The 20,634-nt window shown below is 70.3% G+C and carries 21 protein-coding genes; 5 read left to right on the forward strand and 16 right to left on the reverse strand.

Features of this window, described 5'->3' with window-relative positions; translation table 11 throughout:
- A partial coding sequence (locus AMK27_RS40530) for a bacterial transcriptional activator domain-containing protein (RefSeq protein ID WP_198956035.1) occupies positions 1-414 on the forward strand: 414 nt, incomplete at its 5' end.
- A gap of 462 nt (positions 415-876) precedes the next feature.
- On the opposite strand, the gene AMK27_RS42895 is transcribed toward AMK27_RS40530, so the two are convergent.
- On the reverse strand, positions 877-1,419 hold the full coding sequence (locus AMK27_RS42895) for a hypothetical protein (protein ID WP_073919468.1): 543 nt from the start codon (positions 1,417-1,419) through the stop codon (positions 877-879).
- Between the two features lie 650 nt (positions 1,420-2,069).
- Between AMK27_RS42895 and AMK27_RS42575 the strand changes: the two genes are divergently transcribed.
- Complete coding sequence (locus tag AMK27_RS42575; protein ID WP_143204967.1) at positions 2,070-2,702, forward strand: hypothetical protein; 633 nt, start codon at positions 2,070-2,072, stop codon at positions 2,700-2,702.
- A gap of 217 nt (positions 2,703-2,919) precedes the next feature.
- On the opposite strand, the gene AMK27_RS40545 is transcribed toward AMK27_RS42575, so the two are convergent.
- The 15 genes from AMK27_RS40545 to AMK27_RS40610 form a co-directional block, all read right to left on the reverse strand.
- Positions 2,920-3,147, reverse strand: coding sequence for a hypothetical protein (locus tag AMK27_RS40545; protein WP_073919472.1), 228 nt, complete (start codon positions 3,145-3,147; stop codon positions 2,920-2,922).
- Between the two features lie 480 nt (positions 3,148-3,627).
- Positions 3,628-4,365: a hypothetical protein gene (locus AMK27_RS40550; RefSeq protein WP_073919474.1), complete on the reverse strand. Its 738-nt coding sequence runs from the start codon at positions 4,363-4,365 to the stop codon at positions 3,628-3,630.
- Positions 4,366-4,479: 114 nt separating this feature from the next.
- The gene (locus AMK27_RS40555; protein WP_241847807.1) at positions 4,480-4,935 is read right to left on the reverse strand and encodes a DUF6197 family protein; all 456 of its coding nucleotides are present in this window, start codon (positions 4,933-4,935) and stop codon (positions 4,480-4,482) included.
- A 328-nt stretch (positions 4,936-5,263) separates the two neighbouring features.
- Positions 5,264-7,381 carry a chromosome segregation protein ParM gene (locus AMK27_RS40560; protein ID WP_073919475.1) on the reverse strand — a complete coding sequence of 706 codons (2,118 nt, stop codon included), beginning with the start codon at positions 7,379-7,381 and terminating at the stop codon, positions 5,264-5,266.
- Between the two features lie 81 nt (positions 7,382-7,462).
- Positions 7,463-7,876 (reverse strand): conjugal transfer protein TraB, encoded by a 414-nt coding sequence (locus tag AMK27_RS40565; protein WP_073919477.1) that lies wholly within the window; start codon positions 7,874-7,876, stop codon positions 7,463-7,465.
- Positions 7,877-7,893: 17 nt separating this feature from the next.
- Entirely contained in the window at positions 7,894-10,116 is a 2,223-nt protein-coding gene (locus AMK27_RS40570; protein WP_241847808.1) for an ATP/GTP-binding protein, read from the reverse strand.
- 130 nt (positions 10,117-10,246) lie between these two features.
- Complete coding sequence (locus AMK27_RS40575; protein WP_073919480.1) at positions 10,247-10,555, reverse strand: hypothetical protein; 309 nt, start codon at positions 10,553-10,555, stop codon at positions 10,247-10,249.
- The gene (locus AMK27_RS40580) at positions 10,552-11,040 is read right to left on the reverse strand and encodes a hypothetical protein (protein WP_073919482.1); all 489 of its coding nucleotides are present in this window, start codon (positions 11,038-11,040) and stop codon (positions 10,552-10,554) included. The genes AMK27_RS40575 and AMK27_RS40580 overlap by 4 nt, the downstream gene beginning before the upstream one ends.
- Positions 11,041-11,196: 156 nt before the next feature.
- Entirely contained in the window at positions 11,197-13,761 is a 2,565-nt protein-coding gene (locus AMK27_RS40585) for an ATP synthase F0 subunit B (protein WP_079188826.1), read from the reverse strand.
- Between the two features lie 189 nt (positions 13,762-13,950).
- Positions 13,951-14,127 carry a hypothetical protein gene (locus AMK27_RS42900; protein WP_158076980.1) on the reverse strand — a complete coding sequence of 59 codons (177 nt, stop codon included), beginning with the start codon at positions 14,125-14,127 and terminating at the stop codon, positions 13,951-13,953.
- Between the two features lie 183 nt (positions 14,128-14,310).
- Positions 14,311-14,874, reverse strand: a complete 564-nt coding sequence (locus AMK27_RS40590; protein ID WP_073919487.1) for a DUF6197 family protein — start codon at positions 14,872-14,874, stop codon at positions 14,311-14,313.
- 67 nt (positions 14,875-14,941) lie between these two features.
- The gene (locus AMK27_RS40595; RefSeq protein ID WP_073919489.1) at positions 14,942-15,250 is read right to left on the reverse strand and encodes a WhiB family transcriptional regulator; all 309 of its coding nucleotides are present in this window, start codon (positions 15,248-15,250) and stop codon (positions 14,942-14,944) included.
- A gap of 162 nt (positions 15,251-15,412) precedes the next feature.
- Positions 15,413-15,559: a hypothetical protein gene (locus AMK27_RS40600; protein ID WP_241847809.1), complete on the reverse strand. Its 147-nt coding sequence runs from the start codon at positions 15,557-15,559 to the stop codon at positions 15,413-15,415.
- A 115-nt stretch (positions 15,560-15,674) separates the two neighbouring features.
- Complete coding sequence (locus AMK27_RS40605; RefSeq protein ID WP_073919492.1) at positions 15,675-15,983, reverse strand: hypothetical protein; 309 nt, start codon at positions 15,981-15,983, stop codon at positions 15,675-15,677.
- Between the two features lie 161 nt (positions 15,984-16,144).
- Positions 16,145-17,023, reverse strand: coding sequence for a hypothetical protein (locus AMK27_RS40610; protein WP_073919494.1), 879 nt, complete (start codon positions 17,021-17,023; stop codon positions 16,145-16,147).
- A gap of 343 nt (positions 17,024-17,366) precedes the next feature.
- Here AMK27_RS40610 and AMK27_RS40615 point away from each other — a divergent pair, with 343 nt between their 5' ends.
- From AMK27_RS40615 to AMK27_RS40625, 3 genes are all read left to right on the forward strand, one after another.
- Positions 17,367-17,912, forward strand: a complete 546-nt coding sequence (locus AMK27_RS40615) for a UTRA domain-containing protein (RefSeq protein ID WP_073919495.1) — start codon at positions 17,367-17,369, stop codon at positions 17,910-17,912.
- Positions 17,913-17,915: 3 nt separating this feature from the next.
- Positions 17,916-18,680 carry a GntR family transcriptional regulator gene (locus tag AMK27_RS40620; RefSeq protein ID WP_073919497.1) on the forward strand — a complete coding sequence of 255 codons (765 nt, stop codon included), beginning with the start codon at positions 17,916-17,918 and terminating at the stop codon, positions 18,678-18,680.
- Positions 18,681-19,639: 959 nt separating this feature from the next.
- Positions 19,640-20,617 (forward strand): hypothetical protein, encoded by a 978-nt coding sequence (locus AMK27_RS40625; RefSeq protein WP_241847810.1) that lies wholly within the window; start codon positions 19,640-19,642, stop codon positions 20,615-20,617.
- Positions 20,618-20,634: the final 17 nt, after the last annotated feature.

Raw genomic sequence — 20,634 nt, forward strand, 5'->3', positions numbered from 1 at the left:
GACGTCGCCCTCCAAGTACCTCGCGCCCACGGCCAGGCCCTGCTCCGCCGCGCCCTCGAGCTGGTCCGGGGCCGCCCGTTCTCCGGAGTCAGCTCCACCTACTACGGCTGGGCCGAGCCGATCGTGGAGGACATCAACGACAAGGTCGTCAACAGCGCCAGTCTTCTGGCCAACTGGTACCTCGAAGCCGGTGACGGTCGAGGAGCACTGTGGGCCGCCGGCCGCGGCCTCGAGGTCGCACGAGAGCGCGAGGAACTCTGGCGCCAGCGCTTCCGCGCCCTGGCCCTCCTGGGCGACCACGCCGGACTCGAGGAAGCCGTGCACCGGCTGGAGGCTCTCCTGGTAGACCACGGGTGGGCCATGGACGAGGAGACCTCCGAGACCATCCGCATGGTGCACGCCACCCGCCGCTAGCCCAGCATCACGAAGGGGTGGGACCGCCAATCCGGTGGGCCCACCCTCTCTCATTCCCAACTCACCGTGGGCCATCGCGACCCCCGGCTCGGCCGGCCCGTGCGCCCACTCTGGCCGACCCGGGCCCCTCCGGGGGACTTCAGCTCTGCGGCGGGTCACTGTTTGGGTCACCCTAGAAACAGTGACCCAAACAGTGACCCACGAGAGAAGACCAGGTCAAAGGCAGCGGGTCACTCTTGAGTGGAGGCGTCGACCCTCCCTGTCAGGAACCGATCCGCACACCAGCCATTCCAGCTGGGGTGCGGACTTGACGGTCAGCTCAGAAGCGCCGTCCAGCCAGCGGGCCTGCGAGACAGACAGCAGGCTGACCGCTGATTCCAGGTGGCCCTCGTCGAACGCCGAGGGCGGCACCCCTCGAACGAAGCGGGTGCCGCCCTCCCAGCTGGCTCAGGTCAAGCGGACTCAGCCGACATATCCGTTCTTGATGAGGTCGGCGGCAGCTTGCCTTCGCTCACTGGCAGCCGTGCGGGCGACATTGAGGACGCTGCCGATGTCCTCCAGGGTCACGGCGTACATGTCAGGCTCAATAGGCCGCTCGTGCTCGGGGAGAGCATGGTGAGCGGCAAGGATCATGCGGGCTACCTGACACTCGCCTCGCTCACGAGGGCTCCGGCGGGCAGCATCGTCGGCTTCCTGCGCGGCCAGCTCGGCCCGGGCAACTGCCTCTCGGGCAAGGGCGGTGCGCTCGTCGGCCTCCGCCTGTCGTGCCAGGGCCTCCCTGCGCTCCGCCTCCGCGGTCTGCCTAGCCGCTTCCTCCCGGGCTGCTCCCGCCTCGACCTGGAGCCGAATCAAGCGGTCCTCTTCGGACCAAAGCCGGGCGGCCTCGGCCCGAGCCTCAGCCTCCGCCTCGGCGGCCGTCTTCTCCGCCCGCTCCTGCCGTGCCGCGGCATGCTCCGCCTCCGCGGATTCGCGCTCCGCCTCCGCGGCCAGCCGCTCCGCCTCCACGGCCTTCCGTTCCGCCTCCGCCGCTTGCCGCTCCGCCAGAGATGCATTTCAAGAGGGTGGTCACGCCCCGTCTCTGGCCCCACTCCTCGGGTCAGGCCGCGTCACCGGCCTGCCGGTACCGCTCCGTGGAGGACAGCCGCGCTCCGAGCTGCCGGGGGCGCGGGGGCCCTCAGGACTCGTCGGCCGCCCCCACCAGCGGCGCCTGGGCCTGTCGGCCGTCGGCCGCGGTCCCCCTGGGGACTGCGGCCGCGCGCTGCTGGCCCAACGGGCCTCGTCCTCCTCCTGCCACTTCTCCGGGTCATGTCCGGCCAGCGACGCCGCGTCCCAGGCGAACTCGCCGATCTCTCCGCTGTCGAGCTGCCCCGCCACGTCGGCAACGACCTCGGCAGCGAGCTTCGGGTCTGCAGTGCGCAGGGCGTCGAGGAACCGGTAGGCGCTCCACGCCATGACGCCCGAGGACGCATGTGAGGCGACTGCGGCCGCGGATGCGCTGTCCTCCTCGATAAGGTCGTGCGTCGAGCGCAGGGTCTGGCGCAGGAGGATCTCCACGTCTCCGCGGGGTCCTGGGTGACCTCGTAGCGGGGCCGGCTCTCTGCGAGGATGCCGTCGGGCATGGCTGTCGGCTTGGCTCCGGTGAGCGTGGGCGTCCAGTGGGTGAGGACCTGCTCGACGTCCTCGGCCAGGTGGGCGCCGAAGCCCTCCTGGCGGGAGCAGACAGGCATCTGGGCGCCGAGGAAGTCCTCTCCGACGATGAGCGTGGCCCGCCCGTCGGCGGTACGGACGCGGACCTTGTCGTCGGCCTGGGCGAAGCGGCTGAGGAACCGGGAGTCGAGGACGGGAAAGGGGTCGCTGCCCTCGTTCGACTGCAGGAGCACGCCGTGGAGCGTGCCCCGCCAGTCGAAGAACTTCTGTCCGTCAGTAACGGCGAGGGCGAGCTCGCCGTGGGGTGCGGAGAGCCGCAGGCGCCCCTCGGCCGTCGTGAGGGTGACGGGGTCGCTGCCGTGCTGGGCGTCAGTCCACTCACTCAGGGATCGCAGGGCCGGAGCCGGAACGGTGCGGGCGAACGGCTCGCCGTCGAGGCCTTGGTGCTGGTAGCGGGCGACGGCGATCGTGTACTGGTCGGACGCCATCGCGTAGAGGTAGGTGTCGTCGGCCTCCAGCCGGATGCCGTGGAGCGGCGCGACGAACTCGCTCCCGATATGGCTGACGGTCCGGGAAAGCATGCGGCCGAGCTGGTGGGCGTTGATGGCGACGGGCATGGGTGCGTCTCCTCGAGGAGGTGAACGGTGGATGAGGCCGAACGGCGCTGTTCCGCCTCCCGGCCCGCCCTCGCCGTCAAGGACGCGGGGACGGACCGGCAGACGTCAGCCGGGTACGGGCGGTAGAGCGGCCCGGACTGCATTCCCCGGCGGGGTGGCAAGGTCCGGGGCGAGGGGAGTCGGCTCGGCCGGTCCGGCCCTGGCGTGCCCGGACCGGCCGGGCATCAGGGCTGATGACTGATCAGCGGAGGAGCTGGGAACCGCTGTCAGGGGCTGGGGCGATGGCGGTGAGGACGCTGGACAGGCGGGTGGACAGCTCGGAGTCGTCAGCCTCAAGGATCTTCAGGGCCTCAGCGATGCGGTGCTCGGCGGCCTGGCGGCGGCGCTGCTGGCTGCTGGCACGGTCGTGGAGCTCCTGGATGTGGGTCAGAAGCTGCCGGCGGGTGCGGGTGCGAATGAGACGGAACAACGGGTCCTCCTGCAGAGCTGAAGCGCGCGCCTCGGAGACCAAGGGCGGTCAGCGGGCGGCGGCGGCCGGACGGCCTGTCTGGGCCCTCGCGCACCTTCCGGTGGGCGAGAACCAAACGGGGCGACCGGAGCGGTCCAGGGATCACGGAATCGGGTCACGGGCAGGGCGGGTCGTCGTCTCCGAGCGGGGCGAGTGCCTCTCGGATCCGATGCCGTGAACTCTCCTCAGCCCCGCTTGCCCAAAGGCTTGCCCACCAGCCGACCGGGCGGGTAGCAGGCAAGACCGCAGGTCAGGCCTCTCACCTGCTGGAGGCCTGCGTTCGTACGGCCTGCAGGGCAAGGCGTAGCCGGCAGGCCGCTTCTGCGACGGGCAAGCCCGAGGCGAGGCGGGGCAAGCCTTCCGTCCTCACGGAGAATCCGGTCGCGCTCGGCATTCCACCGGGCATCGGACTCTTCTGAACGGGGCTGTGGGCCTGGATGGTCAGGGCCTGAAGAAGCGGATGTTGTCCAGGCTGGCAGGCTGGGCGAGGATGTGGATCTCAGGCCGGATCTCGACGTTCGGCTGGAAAGCCGGCGGAACGTTGTAGATCACGGGGCGCAGGCTCAGGCCGCGCAGTGCGAGCATCGAGGCGAGTGCCCAGCCGACGGCCGTGATGGCGACGGCGATGGGCCTGCCGGTGGCGGGGGTCGCGGACCACACGGCGCCGATGGTCGCCACGCCCCATGTGATCCAGGCGAGGCGGGCGGCGGTGGAGCGGAGAAAGCCGCCGATAAAGCCGGCCAGGCCGGCCAGCTGCCAGAGGGCGTAGACGGTGGAGGCGCTGATCGCGAGTCCGGTGGAGTGGGTCGTGATGTAAGCACGGACCGGGGTGTCGATCACGTTCCACAGGCCCGTGGAGGACGCGGTGGCGGCGCGGGTGGTGGCGGTGGCCGCCGTCAGCTTGTCGAGGGCGGTGCCAAGGACGCCGCCTGCGGTGTCCATCAGGATGATCGCCGCGCATACGCCGAGAAGGGCGAGCGTGACCTTGATCCAGTTGGCCATGTCGTGCCAGCCGTTCTCGCGGACCAGGCGGAGCTCTTCCCATCGGCGGTGCAGGACGCCGCCCTCCTGCCAGGTGGTGCTCCACCAGGCGCGCAAGGCGACAAGGCGCTTACCCCGGCGGTCCCCAGCCGAAGCGTTCCGGGTGGTCTGGGCGTGGTTGTTCGGGTTGTTGGGCATGGTGGGGCAGCTCCCTTGGCGGGGTGTCGGTGTTACGCGGACAGGCCGGACGGCCTGGCCCGCACCCGGCCGCATGGGGCCGGGTGCGAGGCAGGGGGCCCGGAGGCCGGGTGGTCAGAGGCCGCGGGCGTCGGCGAGGAGGGCGGCCTGGTCGAGCATCCGGGTGGGCACCCGGCCGGAGCCGAAGGCGTCGTTGAAGCCGGGGACGGAGTCGACGAACTCTCCGAACTGGCGGCGGATCGCCTCGGCCAGGATTTCCATTCCGCGCGACTCCAGAGCCTGGTCGCCGCCGGCTTCGGCGCGGACGGCGCCGTAGAGACAGCGGGCGCCCTGGGCGTCGACGAGAGTGCCGTTGCACCAGCCGTCGGTCAGCAGGCGGTGGTGCGCGCGTTGGAGAAGGGCGGCGACCGGCGTCGGGTACGGGCTGGGCGGCTTGAGGGTGGGGGTGAGTGGGACGGTGAGGATGTCGTCGAGGTCGACCGTCGGGGTGGGGATGTGGGCGGTGTTGACCTCGTAGGCGACGGCGGCCTGTTCGAGCCGGAGGGTCATCGCGGCTTCGGTGGCGGCCATGCGGGCTTCCAGGGTCAGCTGGGGTGGCGTGGTGGGGGCGGCCTGGCTGGCCGGGGCGGAGGCAAGAGGCTGGAGATCCGGCCGGTGACCGGGCTGATCGCGGTGGTGAGGCGGGGCCGGCTCCGCTGGAGGCGAGGAGACAGCCGAAGGTGGTGCGGGCCTGGCCGGGCCAGAGACGTACGGAGCCGCCGCGAAACGAAGCGAATACGGCGATGCCCGGCAGGCCGGCGGCGGAGATCGATACGGCCACGGGCGGGGTGTCCGTCGAGGGTGCGGGCACGGCCCGGCCGGAGCGGCCGGGCCATGCAGGAACGAAGGGGGGTGCGGGTCAGGTGCGGGAGAGGTTCTTGATGGCCTCGAGCGCCTGGCGGGGCGAGGTGACCGTGTCGCGGCGGGTGGCGGGCTTGCCGCCTCCGCGGCTCTTGCCGCTGCTCTTCTTCGGCTCGTCGTCCCAGTCGTCCTCGTCGTCGGGCTCGGGGCCGAACTCGCCGGGCCGGGGCGGCTCGGTCCAGTCGAACCACAGGTCACGCGCTTCGAGTTCACAGATCTCGTAGTCGGTCAGGGTGGCGACGGTGTCGGGGAAGAAGTCGTCGATGCCGGCCGTGAAGTCCATGAACAGGGTGCGCAGGACGTCGGGCTGCTTGCCTTCGACGATCCATCCGGCGCCTCCGGTGTTGGAGTCGGCAGGCGGTTCGGGCTCGCCGCGCATCACTCGCTCGATCCGGCCCTCCTCGGCAGCGGAGAAGGAACGAGGGAGCGGGTCGGGGGTGTGCTCGGGGGAGACGCCGAGGGCCTTGAACATGTCGCTGACCTTCTTCGGCGCGACTTTCAGCACGACGGGGATGCAGTTCTCCCGGAGGTTTTCGCACAGCAGCTGGGTGAAGCCGTCCTGGACGTAGATGGACTGGCCGGCGACCTTCAGGCCGACGCCGTACTTGCGTCCCTTGACCGACACCAGCTCCGCGAGCTCCATGATCTCCGTGCCGTAGTCGCCGTTGCGGGCGGCGGAGAGGAACTCGTCGAAGTAGGCGGAGAGCATCCGGTAGGGGCAGCCCGGCCGGGTCGGGTCCCATTCGTGGACCCGGCCGTCCTCCCACGGCATCTGGCCGCGGATCTCCATCAGCGCGACCAGGACCCTCAGGAGCCTCAGCATGTACAGGGCGCCGACGCCGTAGCGGGCGGTGTGCTCGCCCAGGGCGGCGGTCTTCTCGTCCGGCGCCTCGGTGGCCAGCATGACCACAGCCCCGAACAGGGCGTCGGCCGCGACGTGCAGGCCCATGAGCTGGGTCTTTCCGCCGCCGGAGGGGGCGACGAAGATGCCGTGGGCGGCGCCCCGGTCGGTGTAGACGCGGTTGCGGGCGGGCTGGCCGTTGCCGAGGAAGCCGGTCACCCAGCGCCCGTCCGCGTCCGGGGTGAGCAGCTCGCGGGTGGCGGGGAAGACCTGTGCGAGCGGGGAGCTGTCCCACAGGGAGACCAGGACCTGGCTGCCGTCGATGGTGACGAACACCCGGCCTTCGTCGTACTTGGTCTTCAGCGCGGCCGCCAGCATGGTCAGGTTGACGCGCGGCTCGCCCATCTCGTCGGGAACCTGGGCGATGTAGTGGGTGACCTTGCGGTCCTCGTCTCGGACCTTCTGCATGAACTTCGAGCCGGGCACGGGCCCGCCGGCGGCCCCGATCCGGTCGGCCCACCACTCGTGGGCGGAGGGGGCCTTGCGGCGCCGTTCGTTCGCGTCCGGGGTGACGTGGACCTCCTTCCAGCCGGGGCCGCCCTGGCGGCCGTACTGCCGCGCGACCTCTTCGATGTTCACGTCGGTGACGTCGACACCGAATGCGGCTGCGACGTCCTCGTCGGTGAGGCTGGAGATCGGCCGCCCGGTCTCCGACGCGCGCAGCAGGAGCGACAGGTCGTGGGGCATGCCGTCGTGCGGGGTGGCCTTGACGACGATGGTGCGGCCGGGCAGGCCCCGGGCCTCCCACAGCCGGCGGACCTGCCGGGTGAACGGGTCGGCGCCGTCGTCCGGCTGCGCCAGGGACGGCTCCGGGACGGCGGTGGGCCGGACCTGCGTAGCCGGTGCGGGGGCGGCGAGGGTGGGGCGGTGGCGGCGGCGGGTATGCCGGGAGAACGGCATCACCAGCAGGCCGGTCGCTGCCCATCCGGCAGCGAGCAGCGCGTCCATGCACCACGGGCCCCAGCCGATCGTGTGCCGGGCGGCGACGTCGATGGCGGCGGCGGCCACAAGCGGGGACCAGCGCAGGAACTTGCGCCCGGTGCCGGGCTCGTCGCTCTTGTAGGCAAGGAACCAGCCGCCGAGGCCGGCGGCGCCGGCCAGCTGGACGGCCGTGTGGACGGGACTGTCGGGGGAGATGTTCGGGGCCGCGGCGAGGACCGGCGCGGCCAGGGTGTAGAGGGTGCGCTCAAGGGCGACGCTGCGCGGCACGGACACGGGAAGGATCTCCTTCGGAGAAGGGGTGAGGGGCGGCCCGCGCCGGTGTGGCGGGCCGCCCCTTGACGGGTCGCGGGTGGGTCAGCGGGCGAAGAAGCCGGGCTTGGGGGTGCGTTCCTTGCGGCTGGAGCGGACGTCGTCCAGGCGCTCGTACCGCCGCGCGTGCGTCCGCCGGGCTGCGTGGGCGAGGCCGGAAACTTCCTGGGCCGTCTGGTGGAGGGTCTGGACTTCGTGGGCGGCGCCGCCCAGGGCGACGGCCACCTGGTTGGTCATCTCGATGAACTTGCGGTCGAGTTCGGCGGTGGCGATCGCCGCGGCCAGGCCTTCGGCGTGGTGGGCGTTCATCCGCATGCCGCGCAGCAGCACTTCCAGCTCGTTGCCGGCCATGCTCAAGGCCTCGCCCAGCGTCTTGAGCTTGTGCTGGACGGCCTTGTACTTGTTGTCGCCGTCCGTCGTCACGGCGCTGGCGGTGGGGCGGAGGGCGAGGTCACCCATCGGCGGTCCCTGCCTTTCTAGTTGTGGTGGGCGGCGGCCGAGGCGTGAGTCACACCGCCGTCTTCCATGGCCTGGATGTCCTCGCCGTAGGTCCGGGCCACGTTCTCGGCGGCGATGCGCGCGGCCTCCGATGCGGTCTCGCACTCGGCAGCGCACCGGGTCGCCACCTGCTTCATGTGGTCGGCGGCGTCGGCCAGGTCCACGACCTGGTTCACGATCTCGATCTCGATGTTGTGGTCTTTCGCCAGTTCGGAGGCCATGTCCCGCAGGGCGTCGGCGACCTTGCCGAGTGCGTCGGCCAAGGCCTCGGCCTGCTCCTTGTCGACACCGGCTTTGATGGCGATGTTCGCCATGTCCACCAGGTACTCGCCGAACGTGATGTCGGTGCGGTGCTGGGCCGCCAGGCCGGCCTGCCCCCGGTCGGTCCTTCTGATCTCCGATGCCACGGAGTCCTCCTGAGGCGTGGGGCGGGTAGAGCCGGGGCGTTCGGTGTGCGGCTCGGATGCGGGCGGCAGACTCTTGGCGCCGGCGGTCACGGCCGCCGGTTCGTCGGGCACGATGACGGCGTCCTCGATGTCCTCCTCGCCGTCGGATCGGCGCGGTGGGCGAGGCGGGTGGTCGGGCCATTCCGCCATCGGAACGGACTCGTCCGGAGCGAACCGGCTCCGTCCAGCCCGCTTTGCCCGTCCGGTCCGTCCGGTCCGCTTGGCGCGGGTGCGGCCTTTGCCCGGAGTGCTGCTGGCGTGTTTCCGGCGGCGGAATCTGCGCTTCTTCGAGCTGCCAGACGGCTTGTCACCGGACCCGGGCGCCTCACCCGACCCGCCCGGGGCCGCACCGTCCGTTCCAGCCCCGGGGGCGCCGCCGGAATCCTTCTCCGTGCCCTTGTCACCGGTTTCGTCGGTGCTCTTGGCCTTGCTGTCGGTGCCGCCGGTCTTCTTCTCGCTGTCGGCCTTGCCGCCGGTGCTGTCGGTGCCGTCGGCCTTGTCCGCCTTGCCGCCCTTCCCGGCCTTCTCGTCGGTGCCGCCGGTCTTCTTGGCCTTGCTGGCCTCGTCGGCGGCGCGGCGCTCTTCCCAGCGCCGGCGGGCTTCTTCTTCGAGTGCCGCGCCCAGCGTGGTCCGTCCGGAATCCGCCGCGGCGGCGGCCTCCCGTTTCGCCTTGCGCGCCGCGCTCCGCTCGGCCCTCCTGGCCCGGCGGTCCTCCCACTGCTTGTGCCGGCGATCGCGAGCCTGGTCACGGTCCTTGGTGCGGTCGGCGACACCGGCCGCGTGTCCGGCCGTGCGCCGCTCCTGGCGGGCGCTCTGCCGGACCCCGGCGCGCTCCTGGCGGCCGCGGGCCCGCTCGGCAGAAGCACTGGAAGCAGGGCCGTTCCGGGCACGGCCTCCCTCCTTCTTCGCTCCGGGACCACTGTTCTTCCCGGAGCCGCCAGAGCCCGCCTGAGGGCCCTTCGCTCCCCCGGGAGCCCCGTTACGCCTGTCACCGGTGCTCCGGGCGCCAGAGGGGCCGCCAGGGCCCTTCGTGCCGCCCTTGCCGCTCCCGCCGCCCCCGGGCGTCCCTGAGCCGGAACGCCCGCTGGGGCCTGTGGAGTTGGCGCCGCTCCGCGTCGGAGCGGACTTGTTTGGTGGAGGCGAGCCGTTGCCGCCCCGCGGCGAACTGCCGCCTCCGCCGCCGGCCTTGCCACGGCCCTTGTTCGCACCCAACCCGGCTGCGGAGGCTTTCGAACGCTCGGCACCAGACTTTTCACGGGCCGCCCCCTTTTCACCCTTCGCCTTCGCCATCGCGGCGTGGAGCTTCGAATTCTGCTCCATCATGGCGACTTCCTGGGCGGTGCGAGCCTCCAGCAACGCCACCTTCCGCGCGATTTCAGCCTCACGGAAAGGCGTTTCACCTTCGCGAACTGAGCGCATTACCTCCAGCCGGAATTCCAGCCAGTCACCGAGGCGGTCAGCAAGGGAACGCGACTGGGCGTATTCACCTTCCGCATTTCCGGTGTCGCTTTCTCCGATTTCTCGAGCTACCTGCGTTTCTGATCGCAGGGAGCGGGAGGGGTCCGGGGCGGCCGGGATCGGCGGGAGTTCCATCGTCGTTTCCTCCGGCGTTTCCGGCGGCGCGGCGGGGGGTGGCGTCGGCGGCGGAATGGTGTCGATGAAATCCGGGATGGGCGGCGGCGTGTACGAGGCGTCCCCGCTCCAGGGGCCGCGGACCAGAGTCCCGCTGTCGCTCTCCTCGGGCTCGTCGGACACGGCGCACCTCCTTCCTAGGGGCTTGACAGAGCGTGGGGTCTTGTGTGCACGCGTGTGCACGTGCACGTGTGCACGCTTTTACGCGCGCGAGGCCCCGCCGGAGTCCGGCGGGGCCTTGGTGGGGGTGCGTTCAGTGACGCGGGCCGTGCTGCTCGAGGACCTGGTGCGCGTACTGCATGAGGTGGTTCCACAGCCGCGGGTCGCCCTCCGCCCGCTTGTCGATCGCGAGCAGGAACAGGCGGCAGACCTGGGTGAATCCGGGAATCACATCGTCCCGGCCGGCCTTGATGTTCTTGCTGATACGGGATCGGGTGAGACGGAGCCAGAATTCCATCCGTCCCTGTTCGCCGCGAGATTCGACGGCTTTGCGCTCTTCGCCCTGCAGCCATTCCGACTGCCGCTGTGCGGACCGTTCGGCGCTGGTGAGGGGGCGCGTCACGCCGATTCCCTGCGGGACAGGTCGTAAATCGACGCAGGGACATCATAGCCGGAATTCTGGTTCTGCGCGCCCTGCTGGGGCGGGTTCGCCGGGGCGGCCTGGAGAGGGGCTGCCTTCTTGCGGATCCTTTCCAGCTCTTTTTCCTTCCTTTTCCGCCGCGTGTCCGCTACCGACTCGTCGTGGGCGCGGCGCTTGTAGGCGCTCTTTTCCAGGCCCTTGGTGACACTCTGGAGGTTCTTCAGGACGTTTTCCAGGGCCCTCTCAACCGGCTTGGCGCGCAGCCAGGCGTCGTAGAAGCGGTCTCCCTCGACGTGGGTGTCGCGGCAGTGGATGTGGGTCTCCACGGTGAGGGTCTCCAGGTTCTTGCCGATGTCCAGCAGGACCCGCCGGACGTCGGCCAGGTACCGGGCGGTGGCCTCCGGGCTCTGCGCGACGTCGCGCAAGGGGGAGTGATCGGGATCGTGGTTGGGGTCGTGGCTGCGCACGGCATTCCTTCCTGGTGTACTGGCGGAGTTGGGACTGCTTCCGGCAGTCGCAGCGGAGGGCCAGCCCGATTACCGCGGGCTGGCCCTCACTGGTGTGTGCCGGACGAATGGTTGGGTCTCGCCCGCTGGCGCGGGACCGATGGCGGCGGTCTCGTGTCAGCGGGCGGCGTAGGGGACGCGGGGCAGGGTGCGGTACTGGTCTCGGGCGGCGGCCAGCCGCTTGGCGGCCGTGGACCGGGGGCGTCCGGTCTCGGCGATGGCGTCGTCGAGTGAGACCTTCTCGGCGCCGCCGCGGGACTTCATCAGGTCCAGCAGGTGACGGGTCTCGGTCTCAGGGTCTCCCAGTGGGACCACGGTCCCGGCCCTGCCGGTCTCGCGGAGAGCGCTGGTCCCGTCTGTTCCGGTCTCGCCCGTGGTCTCGGTCTCGCAGGTCCCGGGCGAAGCCGTGGTCCCGGTGGTCTTGGTCTCGGTCCTTCCTCCGGTCTCGGTCTCACTGCCGCCCCGCAGGTGCGCGGTCTCGGTCTCACCGGTCTCAGCCCTGCCGGAGTGCCTGGTCCTGCCGGTCTCCCTGAGGGTGCGAGACCTGGTGGTCTCGGGGCTGTTGCCGGTCTCGCTGTGGTCTCGGGAGTTCAGGGCCGGGGCCGATCCGGTCTCCGGCCGGGCGCCGGAGGGGAGTGCTCGGCACGGACCGGTCTCGGACCATGTGCTCTGGCCGGTGGTCCCGGTCTCTCCGGCACTGGTCTCGGTCTCGGCCGGTCCCGTCCCGGTCCCGCGCCAGGCTGTCCCGGTTCCGATCCGCTCCACCGTCCACGTCTCGCCGGAGCCGAGAGACTGGGCGATGAGACCGGGGATCCCCGTGGGAGTGAGACTGGCCGAGACCGGGACCACCCGGTAGGACCTGGGGAGCGGGACTCCCCTGCGGGCGGCCTGCAGGGTCCGCTTGCGCGCGAGACTGGTCTCGGCCGCGGTCCATGCACGGTCCAGGGTGCTCAGCCGCTGGTCGGTGATCGTGAGAGACCAGGCGGTGAAGGAGTGCCGGGGGTAACGGAGCCAGCGGACCAGGCCGATGGACGGGCGGGAGTCGGCGACCTTGCCGTCCTCGCGGAGCTGCTTGCGGTGGATCAGGGTCGCGTACAGCTCCCACAGCACCATGCCGACGATCGACATCGCGGCGAACGCCACGGCCTTCGGGGTGAAGTTCCAGTAGGTGACCTGCTGGGTCCACTCCTGGGCGGCCGCGTCCCAGACCCGGCTGCCGGCCACCGGCTCGCCGGAGGCATGCCAGAAGTTCATCACCGCGGCGCCCATAGCGAAGACCCAGGTGGAGACGCGGTAGAGCAGGCCGGCGTCACCGGCCTTGCGGGCCTGGTGGTACATCCAGCCGACGAAGGCGGTGGACAGCTCCCACGCGGCCGCGAATAGGACGGTGAACGGTGCGACCCAGCCGAGGATGTCGGTGGCGAACCCTGCCTGCCCTGTCCACGCCACGGCCATCGGCGCGGTGATGGGACCGACGACCAGGAGCCGTTCGGCGTTGGTCTTCGCCCACTTCTTGCTCCGCTCGGCGAACGTCGTGCGGCCCTCGCGGTGGGCGGCCTTGGCGGCGCGGCGCTCATCGGCGGCCTGGTCCTTCAGGCGGCGGCGGGCGAGCCGTCGCTCGGTGGCATCGGTCGCCTTCCGCATCGCAGCAGCCGCCTGCTCCGCCAGTTCGCGGGCCTGCTCTCCGGCGGTGTGGAGGGCGTCCTCGCGTTCGGCGACCGCGTCCTGCCGGGCACGGACGTCGTCGAGGAGGCGATCGGCCTCATCCTGCGCCTGCTCACGAATCCGTCCCGCCTCCGCACGGGACTGAGCCATCGCGCGTTCGGCGTCCTGCGCCGCCCGGGTGCGCTGCTGTTGGGCGTCCTCCTTGGCCATCTGCACGGTGCGGGCCGCGTCCGCCGTTGCGGCGGCCGTCGTGCGGTCGGCGTCCTTGCGTGCCGCGGCGGCGTGCCGGGCGGCATCCGTCTGCACCTGCTCCGCCGCGGCGTCGGCCGCAGCGCGGGTCGCTGCCGCGGCGTGTTCTGCCGCCTCGAGCAGCTCGGTACGTCGGGTCTCCGCGTCGGTCATGACCTTCGCGGCAGCCGTCTCGGCCCTTGTGCGGACCTCCTCCGCCTCCGCCGACGCCGTGCGGGTGACCTCCTGCGCCTGGAGACGGGACTCGGCCAGGATTTGCTCGGCCTCGCCGGCGGCCGTCTCGGTGACCGTGTCGGCTTCACGGCGTGCGGAGATGAGCAGCTGCTCCGCCTCCGCTGCGGCCCGCGCGCGGGTCTGATCGGCGTCGGCGGCTGCGGTGGTCACGGCTTGCGTGCGGACCTGACCGGCCTCAGCCTGGGCGTCGGCCAGGACGCGGGTGTGCTCGGTCGTCGCCGCCTCGGTGATCGAGGCGGCCTCGACGCGGGCGAGGTCCAGCAGGGCCGACGCACGCTGCTCGCCGTCGGCGACGATGCGCGCCGCATCGTCGGCGGCCAGGTCCCTGAGGTCGGCGGCGCGATCGGCTGCATCGGCCACCAGCCGGTCGGCCTCAACGAACGGCGTCAGCACGCTCTCCTGAGGGACAAAGCCCTCGGCGGTGACGGTCGGGATGGGGAACGCGGGCGCCTCGAGCGCCTGGGCGCCCCCGGCTCCGCGGGACTTCACGGCCGGGGAAGGCTTGCGCCTGCGCCGAGTGGGTGAGTTGGCCACAGCGGGTCCTTTCTACGTTCTGGCGCCTCCGTGTAAGAGGCCACCGCGATTCGGCTCGGCCGATAGGGTCGGGATCAGGCCCTCCGGTTCCCCGGCAACTCCAATGCCGGGGAACCGGAGGGCCGCCTGCAGGGGCAGGCGGTCAGGTCGGGTGGCCGGGCCAGGCGGAACGGACAGCCGGCGGCCGGGTCACTGCGGGTCGGTGGTCACCTCGTCGCAGGTGGGGAAGTTGTCGCGGCCGTTGTCCATCCGGACGGTCAGGTGGCCTCCGGTGTGCATCTCGGTGACGGTCCCCTGGTCCCCGGCGCTGTGCCGGGTACCCAGCGCTTCGACGTCCGTGGTGAGGGTGACGCGCGATCCACGCATGGCAACTCCTGGTTGGTGAGGTGGTCCGGGCTGTCCGGCTCCCCTCGCGCTTCGTCCGTACCGGCGCGAGGTCGCGGCCGGGACGGACGAAGGAGGCAACCGTCAGTCGGGCTCCCTGTCGTTCCTCGCGATGTGCGCGAGGAACGACAGGCGACTCGGGGAGAGTCGGTGCACAGGGGCCGGTCAGGTGGTGGCGGCCGTCTCTGCGGAGCTGGGTCCGTAGGCGCGTGCGAAGCGGGCGCCGGCGGTCAGCAGGAAGGCGATGTCGGTGTGGGTGCGGTGCTGCCGCTCCGACCAGGGCGTGGCGCGGGCGGTGTCCGATCCGGTGCGGGCCTGGATGATGAGGTCCAGGACGGTGGTGGCGATGTGGGCGGTGTCCGTGTCGCCGTGCTCGCAGGCCTCGCCGACGTGGCGCAGCGCGGTGGGCAGGTTGCGCTGCGGGACGTTGCCGACCTCGTCGCTCACCAGGCGCAGGAGCAGCCTGAGCATGTCCTCGGCCGTCATGGAGTCGTCGGTGGTCAGGTCTGCGCCCTTCGACCAGTCCGCGCTGTGGTCGTAGGTGCGGATCCATCCGTCCTTGTCGAGCAGGGCGATGGTGGCTTCCATGTGACGGGCCACCGCCTCGCCGGTCGACTCCTCGCCGGACGGGCCGACCCACACGGGCCGGTAGGCGTCCTTCATGAGCTTGGCGGCCTGGGCGAGGGTCGTGTCGGTGAACAGGGCGATGGCGCTGGTGATGGTGGTCATGCGGTTCTCTCCTCGGGAGATGGGGAAGCCCCGGCCGGACGGCCGGGGCGACAGGGAAGAAGTGGTGTTACGCGACGGCGACGAGCTGGGCGCGGACCGTGCGCTGGCGCAGGGTGCGGCGCTCGTCCTCGGACAGACCGCCCCAGACGCCGGTCTCCTCGCCGCGCTCCAGGGCACCCCGGAGGCAGGCGTCGATCACCGGGCAGGTCGCGCAGATCTTCTTGGCCTCGATGATCTGGAGCAGCGCGGGGCCGGTGTCGCCGACCGGGAAGAACAGGTCGGGGTCGCTCACACCCGCGCAAGCCCCGCGGGGCTCGGCGGGCGCCGCCTTCGTGGAGACGGGCGCGTAGCGGCGGGTCGGTACGATGGACTTCATCAGGGGCCTCCAGATCAGGTCCTGTGCAAGAAACAGCCCCGGGGATGGCCCCCCGGGGCTGTTGCTGTGTCGACGGCCATGCGGGCCGGAGCGGGGTGATCCCGACGCTCTCCACCGGCCCCGCGCAGGGCGCGGGACCGATGGGCAATGCCGGAGTCGGCGCTACTTCAGGTGGTTGAGGTAGGCCTGCTGGAGAGTCGAGAACGACTCGTACAGCCCCGCCCCAGTCCGGCACTTCGGGCCCGGGGCGGTGAGGGTGCAGGCGGCACAGCCGCTGGCATGCCGGCGGTAGGCGGTATCGGCGGCCATGTACCGGCGATACAGGTCACTCTGGCGGCCGGTCATTTCTGGTGCTTCTCCGACCTCTTGTTCTGGGCCGCGTTCTTGCGCGACAGCTCGGCGCGTTCCTCGTCGGTCACGGCACTCACTCCCCCCGAGCCGATCGGGTCCCGGCGGGGGCCGGAAGCTCGCGGCGCTGGTGGCCCGGAACCATCTGCCCCAGGGTTCGCCGGGCCCGCAGACCGGACTGCAGGGCGCGGCGATCGCCGTCGGCCACGAGGTGCTTCACGAGTTCGTGGAACCGGGCCTCGGGCTCGTATCCCTTGGCGTCGTCCTCTCGCTCGATGTCGTCGACGACCCCGGCTCGAACGGACAACCGGGTCCGGGGCGTGACGGAGCGGTCACCGATGCTGCTCGCCCGCAGGGTGGGGTGTGCGATGCTGAGGGTGTTCAACAGGGCCTCCTATCAGGTCCTTCGATCGGCTCCCGGGTGCAGTCCGGGGGCCGATCTGCTTTGGTACGGCGGGTCGTACGACCGGCCACGGCCGCCGGTCGCCCCCTGGTGAAAGGGGCGGCCGGCGGCCGTGGGCGTTCGTCGGTGTTCGAGGGGCAGTGCTACCGACGTCGTTCGATCTGATCCTTCTGAGTCGCCAGTAGCGTGATCGCGCTCAGGAGGTCGGCGCGCTCCCAGTCGCTGAGCGGCGGTGCGTCGACCTTGTGCGGGTTGAGCATCTGGATCATCGCTGTCAGAGCGTCGTCCACCCGCTGGACGTCAGCGTCCGAGACTGCCTTGGCGTGCTGGTTCCGCGGCAGGTGGTGAAGCAGCCGCAGGCCCCGCTCCCGACGGTCCGTCTGCTCCTCCCGCTCCATCTGCGCCTGACGGCGGGCGGGTGCGGTGCGCTTGGTGTGTGCGGCAAGCTGGGCCAGGCGCTGGCCGTCCGCACAGCGGTAAGAGATGTCCGCGGCCCGCAGGACGCGGCCCTCGTCGTCCCTGACGGAGCAAGCCGTGCAGCTCTTGACGTGCGCCTCGTCCAACCTGCGCGCGGTCTTGTCGTCGATCAGGCCCCCGACGATCTGCGTGACGGCCGGGGCGACGGCCGTCCCGGGCTTGCGCGTGACGCGGTTCGAGCGGCGGCCGTCGGTCTCGGCGACACCCTCGGTCAGGCGCTGCGACCAGCGCTGGCGGGTCACGTCAATGTGGACCAGGCGGTGGCTGCCGGGGCAGCGGACAGGGTTCTCGGTTCCGGCGGGCTCGGTGTGGTGGGGGACGAGCTTCGCCGTGGCCCTCTCCGTCTGGGCAACGCGGACCGGGACCCAGGTCCGGCAGCTCGGGCAGACCAGGGAGATGCAAGCCGGGTCGAGGTCGTACTCATGCGCCGGAAGCGTGGAGACGACGAGGGTGTCGAGGTGGCTGCGCATGCGGGACCGTGTCCGGCGCTTGCGCTCGCGGCTCACGGTCTCGACTTCACGGGCGAGCAGGGAGATGGCGGTCATGGGGAACTCCTCACAGACGAGGGGCGGGTGTACGTCGCGGGTGCTCTCTCAGCCCGTCAGGCCGCACCAAAGGTCCCGGGCGTCCTGATGGACTGACAGCGCATCTGCGCTGCGACAGTGCGCGCAGAAGTCAGGCCCGGAGGAGTTAGTAAGTCTCAGACTCCGGAGCCACCGAGGTGGCAACTGCTGCGATGGTGCAGAGGATCACTCCTTGCGGGGAGACCCACATGTGAGACCATAAGGCCTTAAGCCTTAAGGCCACAAGCCTTACAGTGTCGCCATGTGGGTGAAAGTCTCAGGGCACTAAGGTTCTGACAGGTCCGCCTGACTGAGAGGGCAGAGCGTGAGCAGCGACGATGCGTGGATTGGGGACTCACAGCCGTACCTCGCGGCACGTCAACGTGACGAGCAAGACGCCTGGAGTTCCGAGGCGGCCGCGCGCGGCAGGAAGGGCACACAGCAGCTGCTCGCCGTCCATGAAGTTGAAGGGCCGGCAGCCGTCCGCGAGTTCTTCAGAACACTGCCTGGCGAGCTGGTCGTGGTTCGACGCCGGCTCATCCTGCTCGACGGTGCGCCGATCGAGCTCGCCGACTCCTACTACCCCTCAAGCGTCGCCCGAGGAACTGCACTCGCAGCCAATCGGAAGATCAAAGGCGGAGCGATCACCCTCCTGGCGACTCTCGGCTTCGTCCCCGAGGACGAGCCCCTCGAGGACATCGGAGCCACGATCGCAACTCCCGGACAGTGCGAAGAGCTGCAGCTGCGACCGAGCACGCCGGTGCTGGTTCTGACGCGCTTCACCCGCTCCACCAACAACACGCCAGTGGAAGTAAGCGTCATGACAATGACGCGCCACCTCCAGTATCGACACAGGAAAGAAGCGAGCTGAAGGATGACCAGACCATTCCTGGACCCTCGGTCGGCCCATCAGAAGATTGCAGCCACGCTTCGCCGGCAGATCACGCGCGGAGACCTGGCACCCGGCTCCCAGTTGCCGTCTACACCCGCACTGATGGCCGCGCACAACGTCGCCGGCACCACGGTGCAGAAGGCGCTGCAGATGCTCAAGGAGGAGGAACTCCTGATCGGCCAACCCGGCAAGGGGGTCTTCGTCCAGGGCGGGACACAGCAGTCGATTTCACCTGAGATCTACATGCCACCCGCAGGCCCGGGGGAGCCGTACCGCTGGATCACCGAAGCGGAGAAGCGCTCGCAGCGCGGTTCCGTGACTTTGGTCGAGGTCGCGGTAGTCAAACCTCCGTACGAAGTTCGTCGCGCTCTTGGACTCGAAGAAGCAGGCCAAGCCCTCCTCCGAAAGCAGATTCTCCATCTCGACGACCAGCCCACCGAGCTGACTGAGGCGTACTACCCGCTCGATCTGGCAGATGGTACGGCGATGATGGAGACCCGAAAGGTCAAGGGGGGCACTCCAACGCTGCTCGCAGAACTCGGTTACCCGCCCCGCTCCTTCACGGACGAGGTCTCATCGGAGATTCCCACCGAGGAGGAGGTGCTGGCCCTGCAACTGCCCAGGGACATGCCAGTGATGCTGACGTTTCGCATCGTCCGCTCGGACGGACAGCGACCGATCGAGGTATCCCTGATGACCAAGGCCGCTCACAGGTATCGCATGCGGTACAGCATCGCCCTGCCGTGACACGAGCTCGGCAGCATGCCCAAGAGCGTTGCCTCCTTAAGCGCATAAGCCTTAAGGTGACCAAGGTGATCGTGGCGCTTCTCTGCACGAAGGCACGGGCAGCTCCACATCGAGCCGACCGCCAACGAGCCACGTCTCGGCGCTGGAACAAGGTAGCCAGCGTCGCCCCGTGGAGCCTGCGCGTCGCGACTGAGACCGTGGCGCCCGAGAGGAGAATGCCTCCATGCGTCACTGTCAGCCTCCATAAACGGCAACGGCCGCCCCTGCTGTAACAGGGACGGCCGTCAAATTCGACTCCCCAGCCGGCAAGCATCTGGAGTCGGAGTCAGCGCGGTGACCGCGCCGGGTGCCTTGGACACGAGGCCCGTGTAGTCACCTACCCAGCAGAATAGACCGATGCACCGACAGAAGCCCAGCATGGGCCAAGCTCGGTGATCCGCGTCACTCTCGAACGCTGACTCACGGCTCCCTTTCCAGGGACCGATCATGTCAATTCGCACCACCCTCGCGGACTTCCATGTCCGTGCCTCCGTCAGCAGCCTCACAGTTGCCAGCTTGCCCGCCGGGGGCCAGCCCGGCTTGCCCATCGTCCGGCAAGCCCTGCCCGTCCTCCATCCGATGGCAGGGCAAGCCTTCGGGCAAGCCCCTCTGAGCAGGGTTTACGGCACAACATCCACTTGGAGGTGTGCCGTGCACGTCTACTCCGTGCGTCCCGTATCCGACTACCTTCGCCCCGCCTCCCCGGCCGCCGGGCGGCAGGGCGGAGGCCAGACGACGCCTCGAGTCATCCGAGAGGCTGCCGTTGGCAGCCATGGCGCGACCATGAACTCTTGTGCGGTGCGCGGTCTACGCCGCGAGGCGGGCGCCCTGTGACTGGGAGCCTCCTGCAAGAGCCGGGGTCGGCTCGGGTCACCGGCAGGGCGCCGGCGCTGCGGCCGTCGGTGCCGCTGTACCGACACATGCTGTACGGCTCCGGTCTGACGCATGCCCTCGACTTCCTGGTCTTGGCGCACATCCATTTCCTGTGCGAGGACGGTCAGAGTTTCACCGTGGACGAGCTGGTGGAGGCCCTGCGCCGTGAGGGGGTTCGGAGCGCGAACGGCAAGGGGCTGATCGGCAGCAAGGCCGTCTATGAGTCGGTCGCCCGGCTGCGGGCCGCCGGCTTTCTGCACCGTACCCAGGAGAACGGTGGCAACTTCGGCGCGGTCGAGTACACGTTCTACGAGTTCCCCGCTCTGAACCCGAACTGGGCCCCTCCGGACGCGTCCGATTCCGACCAGAATGATCCGCTTCCCCTGTCGGGAGAAGCGGGTCCGACCCTACCCGCGAGTAACAGTGTTTCTGCAGGTCAGACCGCTTCTCCTGACAAGGCACGCGCTGACAAGGCAAGCGCTGACAGGCGAAGCGGAGGACGCCCTGTTTCCGCAGGTCAGACCGCTTCTCCTGACAGGCGAAGCGGAAGGCCGTCCCCCCCACACCCCCCGGAGGAGGTAACTACCTCCTCCCCCTACCCCCTCACGAACACCAGCGGCAACAGGTCGCTGCCGTCACCGAGGGAGGGGGAGGAGGCGTGCTACTCCGAAGAGGACCTCGCGGCGGCCTCGGATGTTCTGCAGCTGCTGCCCGATCCCTGGACCCAGGGCAAGCTGAACGCGACCAAGCTGGCCCCGAAGCTCCTCGGCGTGATGGCCCAGCAGGGCTGGCCCGGAATCGGCGCGGTCGACCGCGCCCTGCTGACTCGGCAGCTGACGAAGAACCCGCACAAGATCACGAACCCCTACCGGCTGCTCGCGGGCGACAGAATCCCCAACCTGCCGCGCTACTCGGTCGTCGCCCCAGCAGCGTCACCGTCCGCCGGCTCGACTGCGGACGACATGTGCCCCAAGCACCCGAAGTACCGCGCGGGATCCCGCTGCGTGCCCTGCGTCATGGCCTGATCCATGAAGCAGGCCGG

The organism is Streptomyces sp. CB02009 (assembly GCF_001905825.1).
Classification (GTDB): domain Bacteria; phylum Actinomycetota; class Actinomycetes; order Streptomycetales; family Streptomycetaceae; genus Streptomyces.

Excerpts from the sequence above, each read along its gene's own strand:
- AMK27_RS40550 (WP_073919474.1), bottom strand. The coding sequence starts at position 4,365 with ATGCCCAACAACCCGAACAACCACGCCCAGACCACCCGGAACGCTTCG.
- AMK27_RS40555 (WP_241847807.1), bottom strand. The coding sequence starts at position 4,935 with ATGGCCGCCACCGAAGCCGCGATGACCCTCCGGCTCGAACAGGCCGCC.
- AMK27_RS40565 (WP_073919477.1), bottom strand. The coding sequence starts at position 7,876 with ATGGGTGACCTCGCCCTCCGCCCCACCGCCAGCGCCGTGACGACGGAC.
- AMK27_RS42900 (WP_158076980.1), bottom strand. The coding sequence starts at position 14,127 with ATGCGTGGATCGCGCGTCACCCTCACCACGGACGTCGAAGCGCTGGGT.
- AMK27_RS40590 (WP_073919487.1), bottom strand. The coding sequence starts at position 14,874 with ATGACCACCATCACCAGCGCCATCGCCCTGTTCACCGACACGACCCTC.
- AMK27_RS40595 (WP_073919489.1), bottom strand. The coding sequence starts at position 15,250 with ATGAAGTCCATCGTACCGACCCGCCGCTACGCGCCCGTCTCCACGAAG.
- AMK27_RS40600 (WP_241847809.1), bottom strand. The coding sequence starts at position 15,559 with ATGGCCGCCGATACCGCCTACCGCCGGCATGCCAGCGGCTGTGCCGCC.
- AMK27_RS40610 (WP_073919494.1), bottom strand. The coding sequence starts at position 17,023 with ATGACCGCCATCTCCCTGCTCGCCCGTGAAGTCGAGACCGTGAGCCGC.
- AMK27_RS40620 (WP_073919497.1), top strand. The coding sequence starts at position 17,916 with ATGACCAGACCATTCCTGGACCCTCGGTCGGCCCATCAGAAGATTGCA.
- AMK27_RS40625 (WP_241847810.1), top strand. The coding sequence starts at position 19,640 with ATGCTGTACGGCTCCGGTCTGACGCATGCCCTCGACTTCCTGGTCTTG.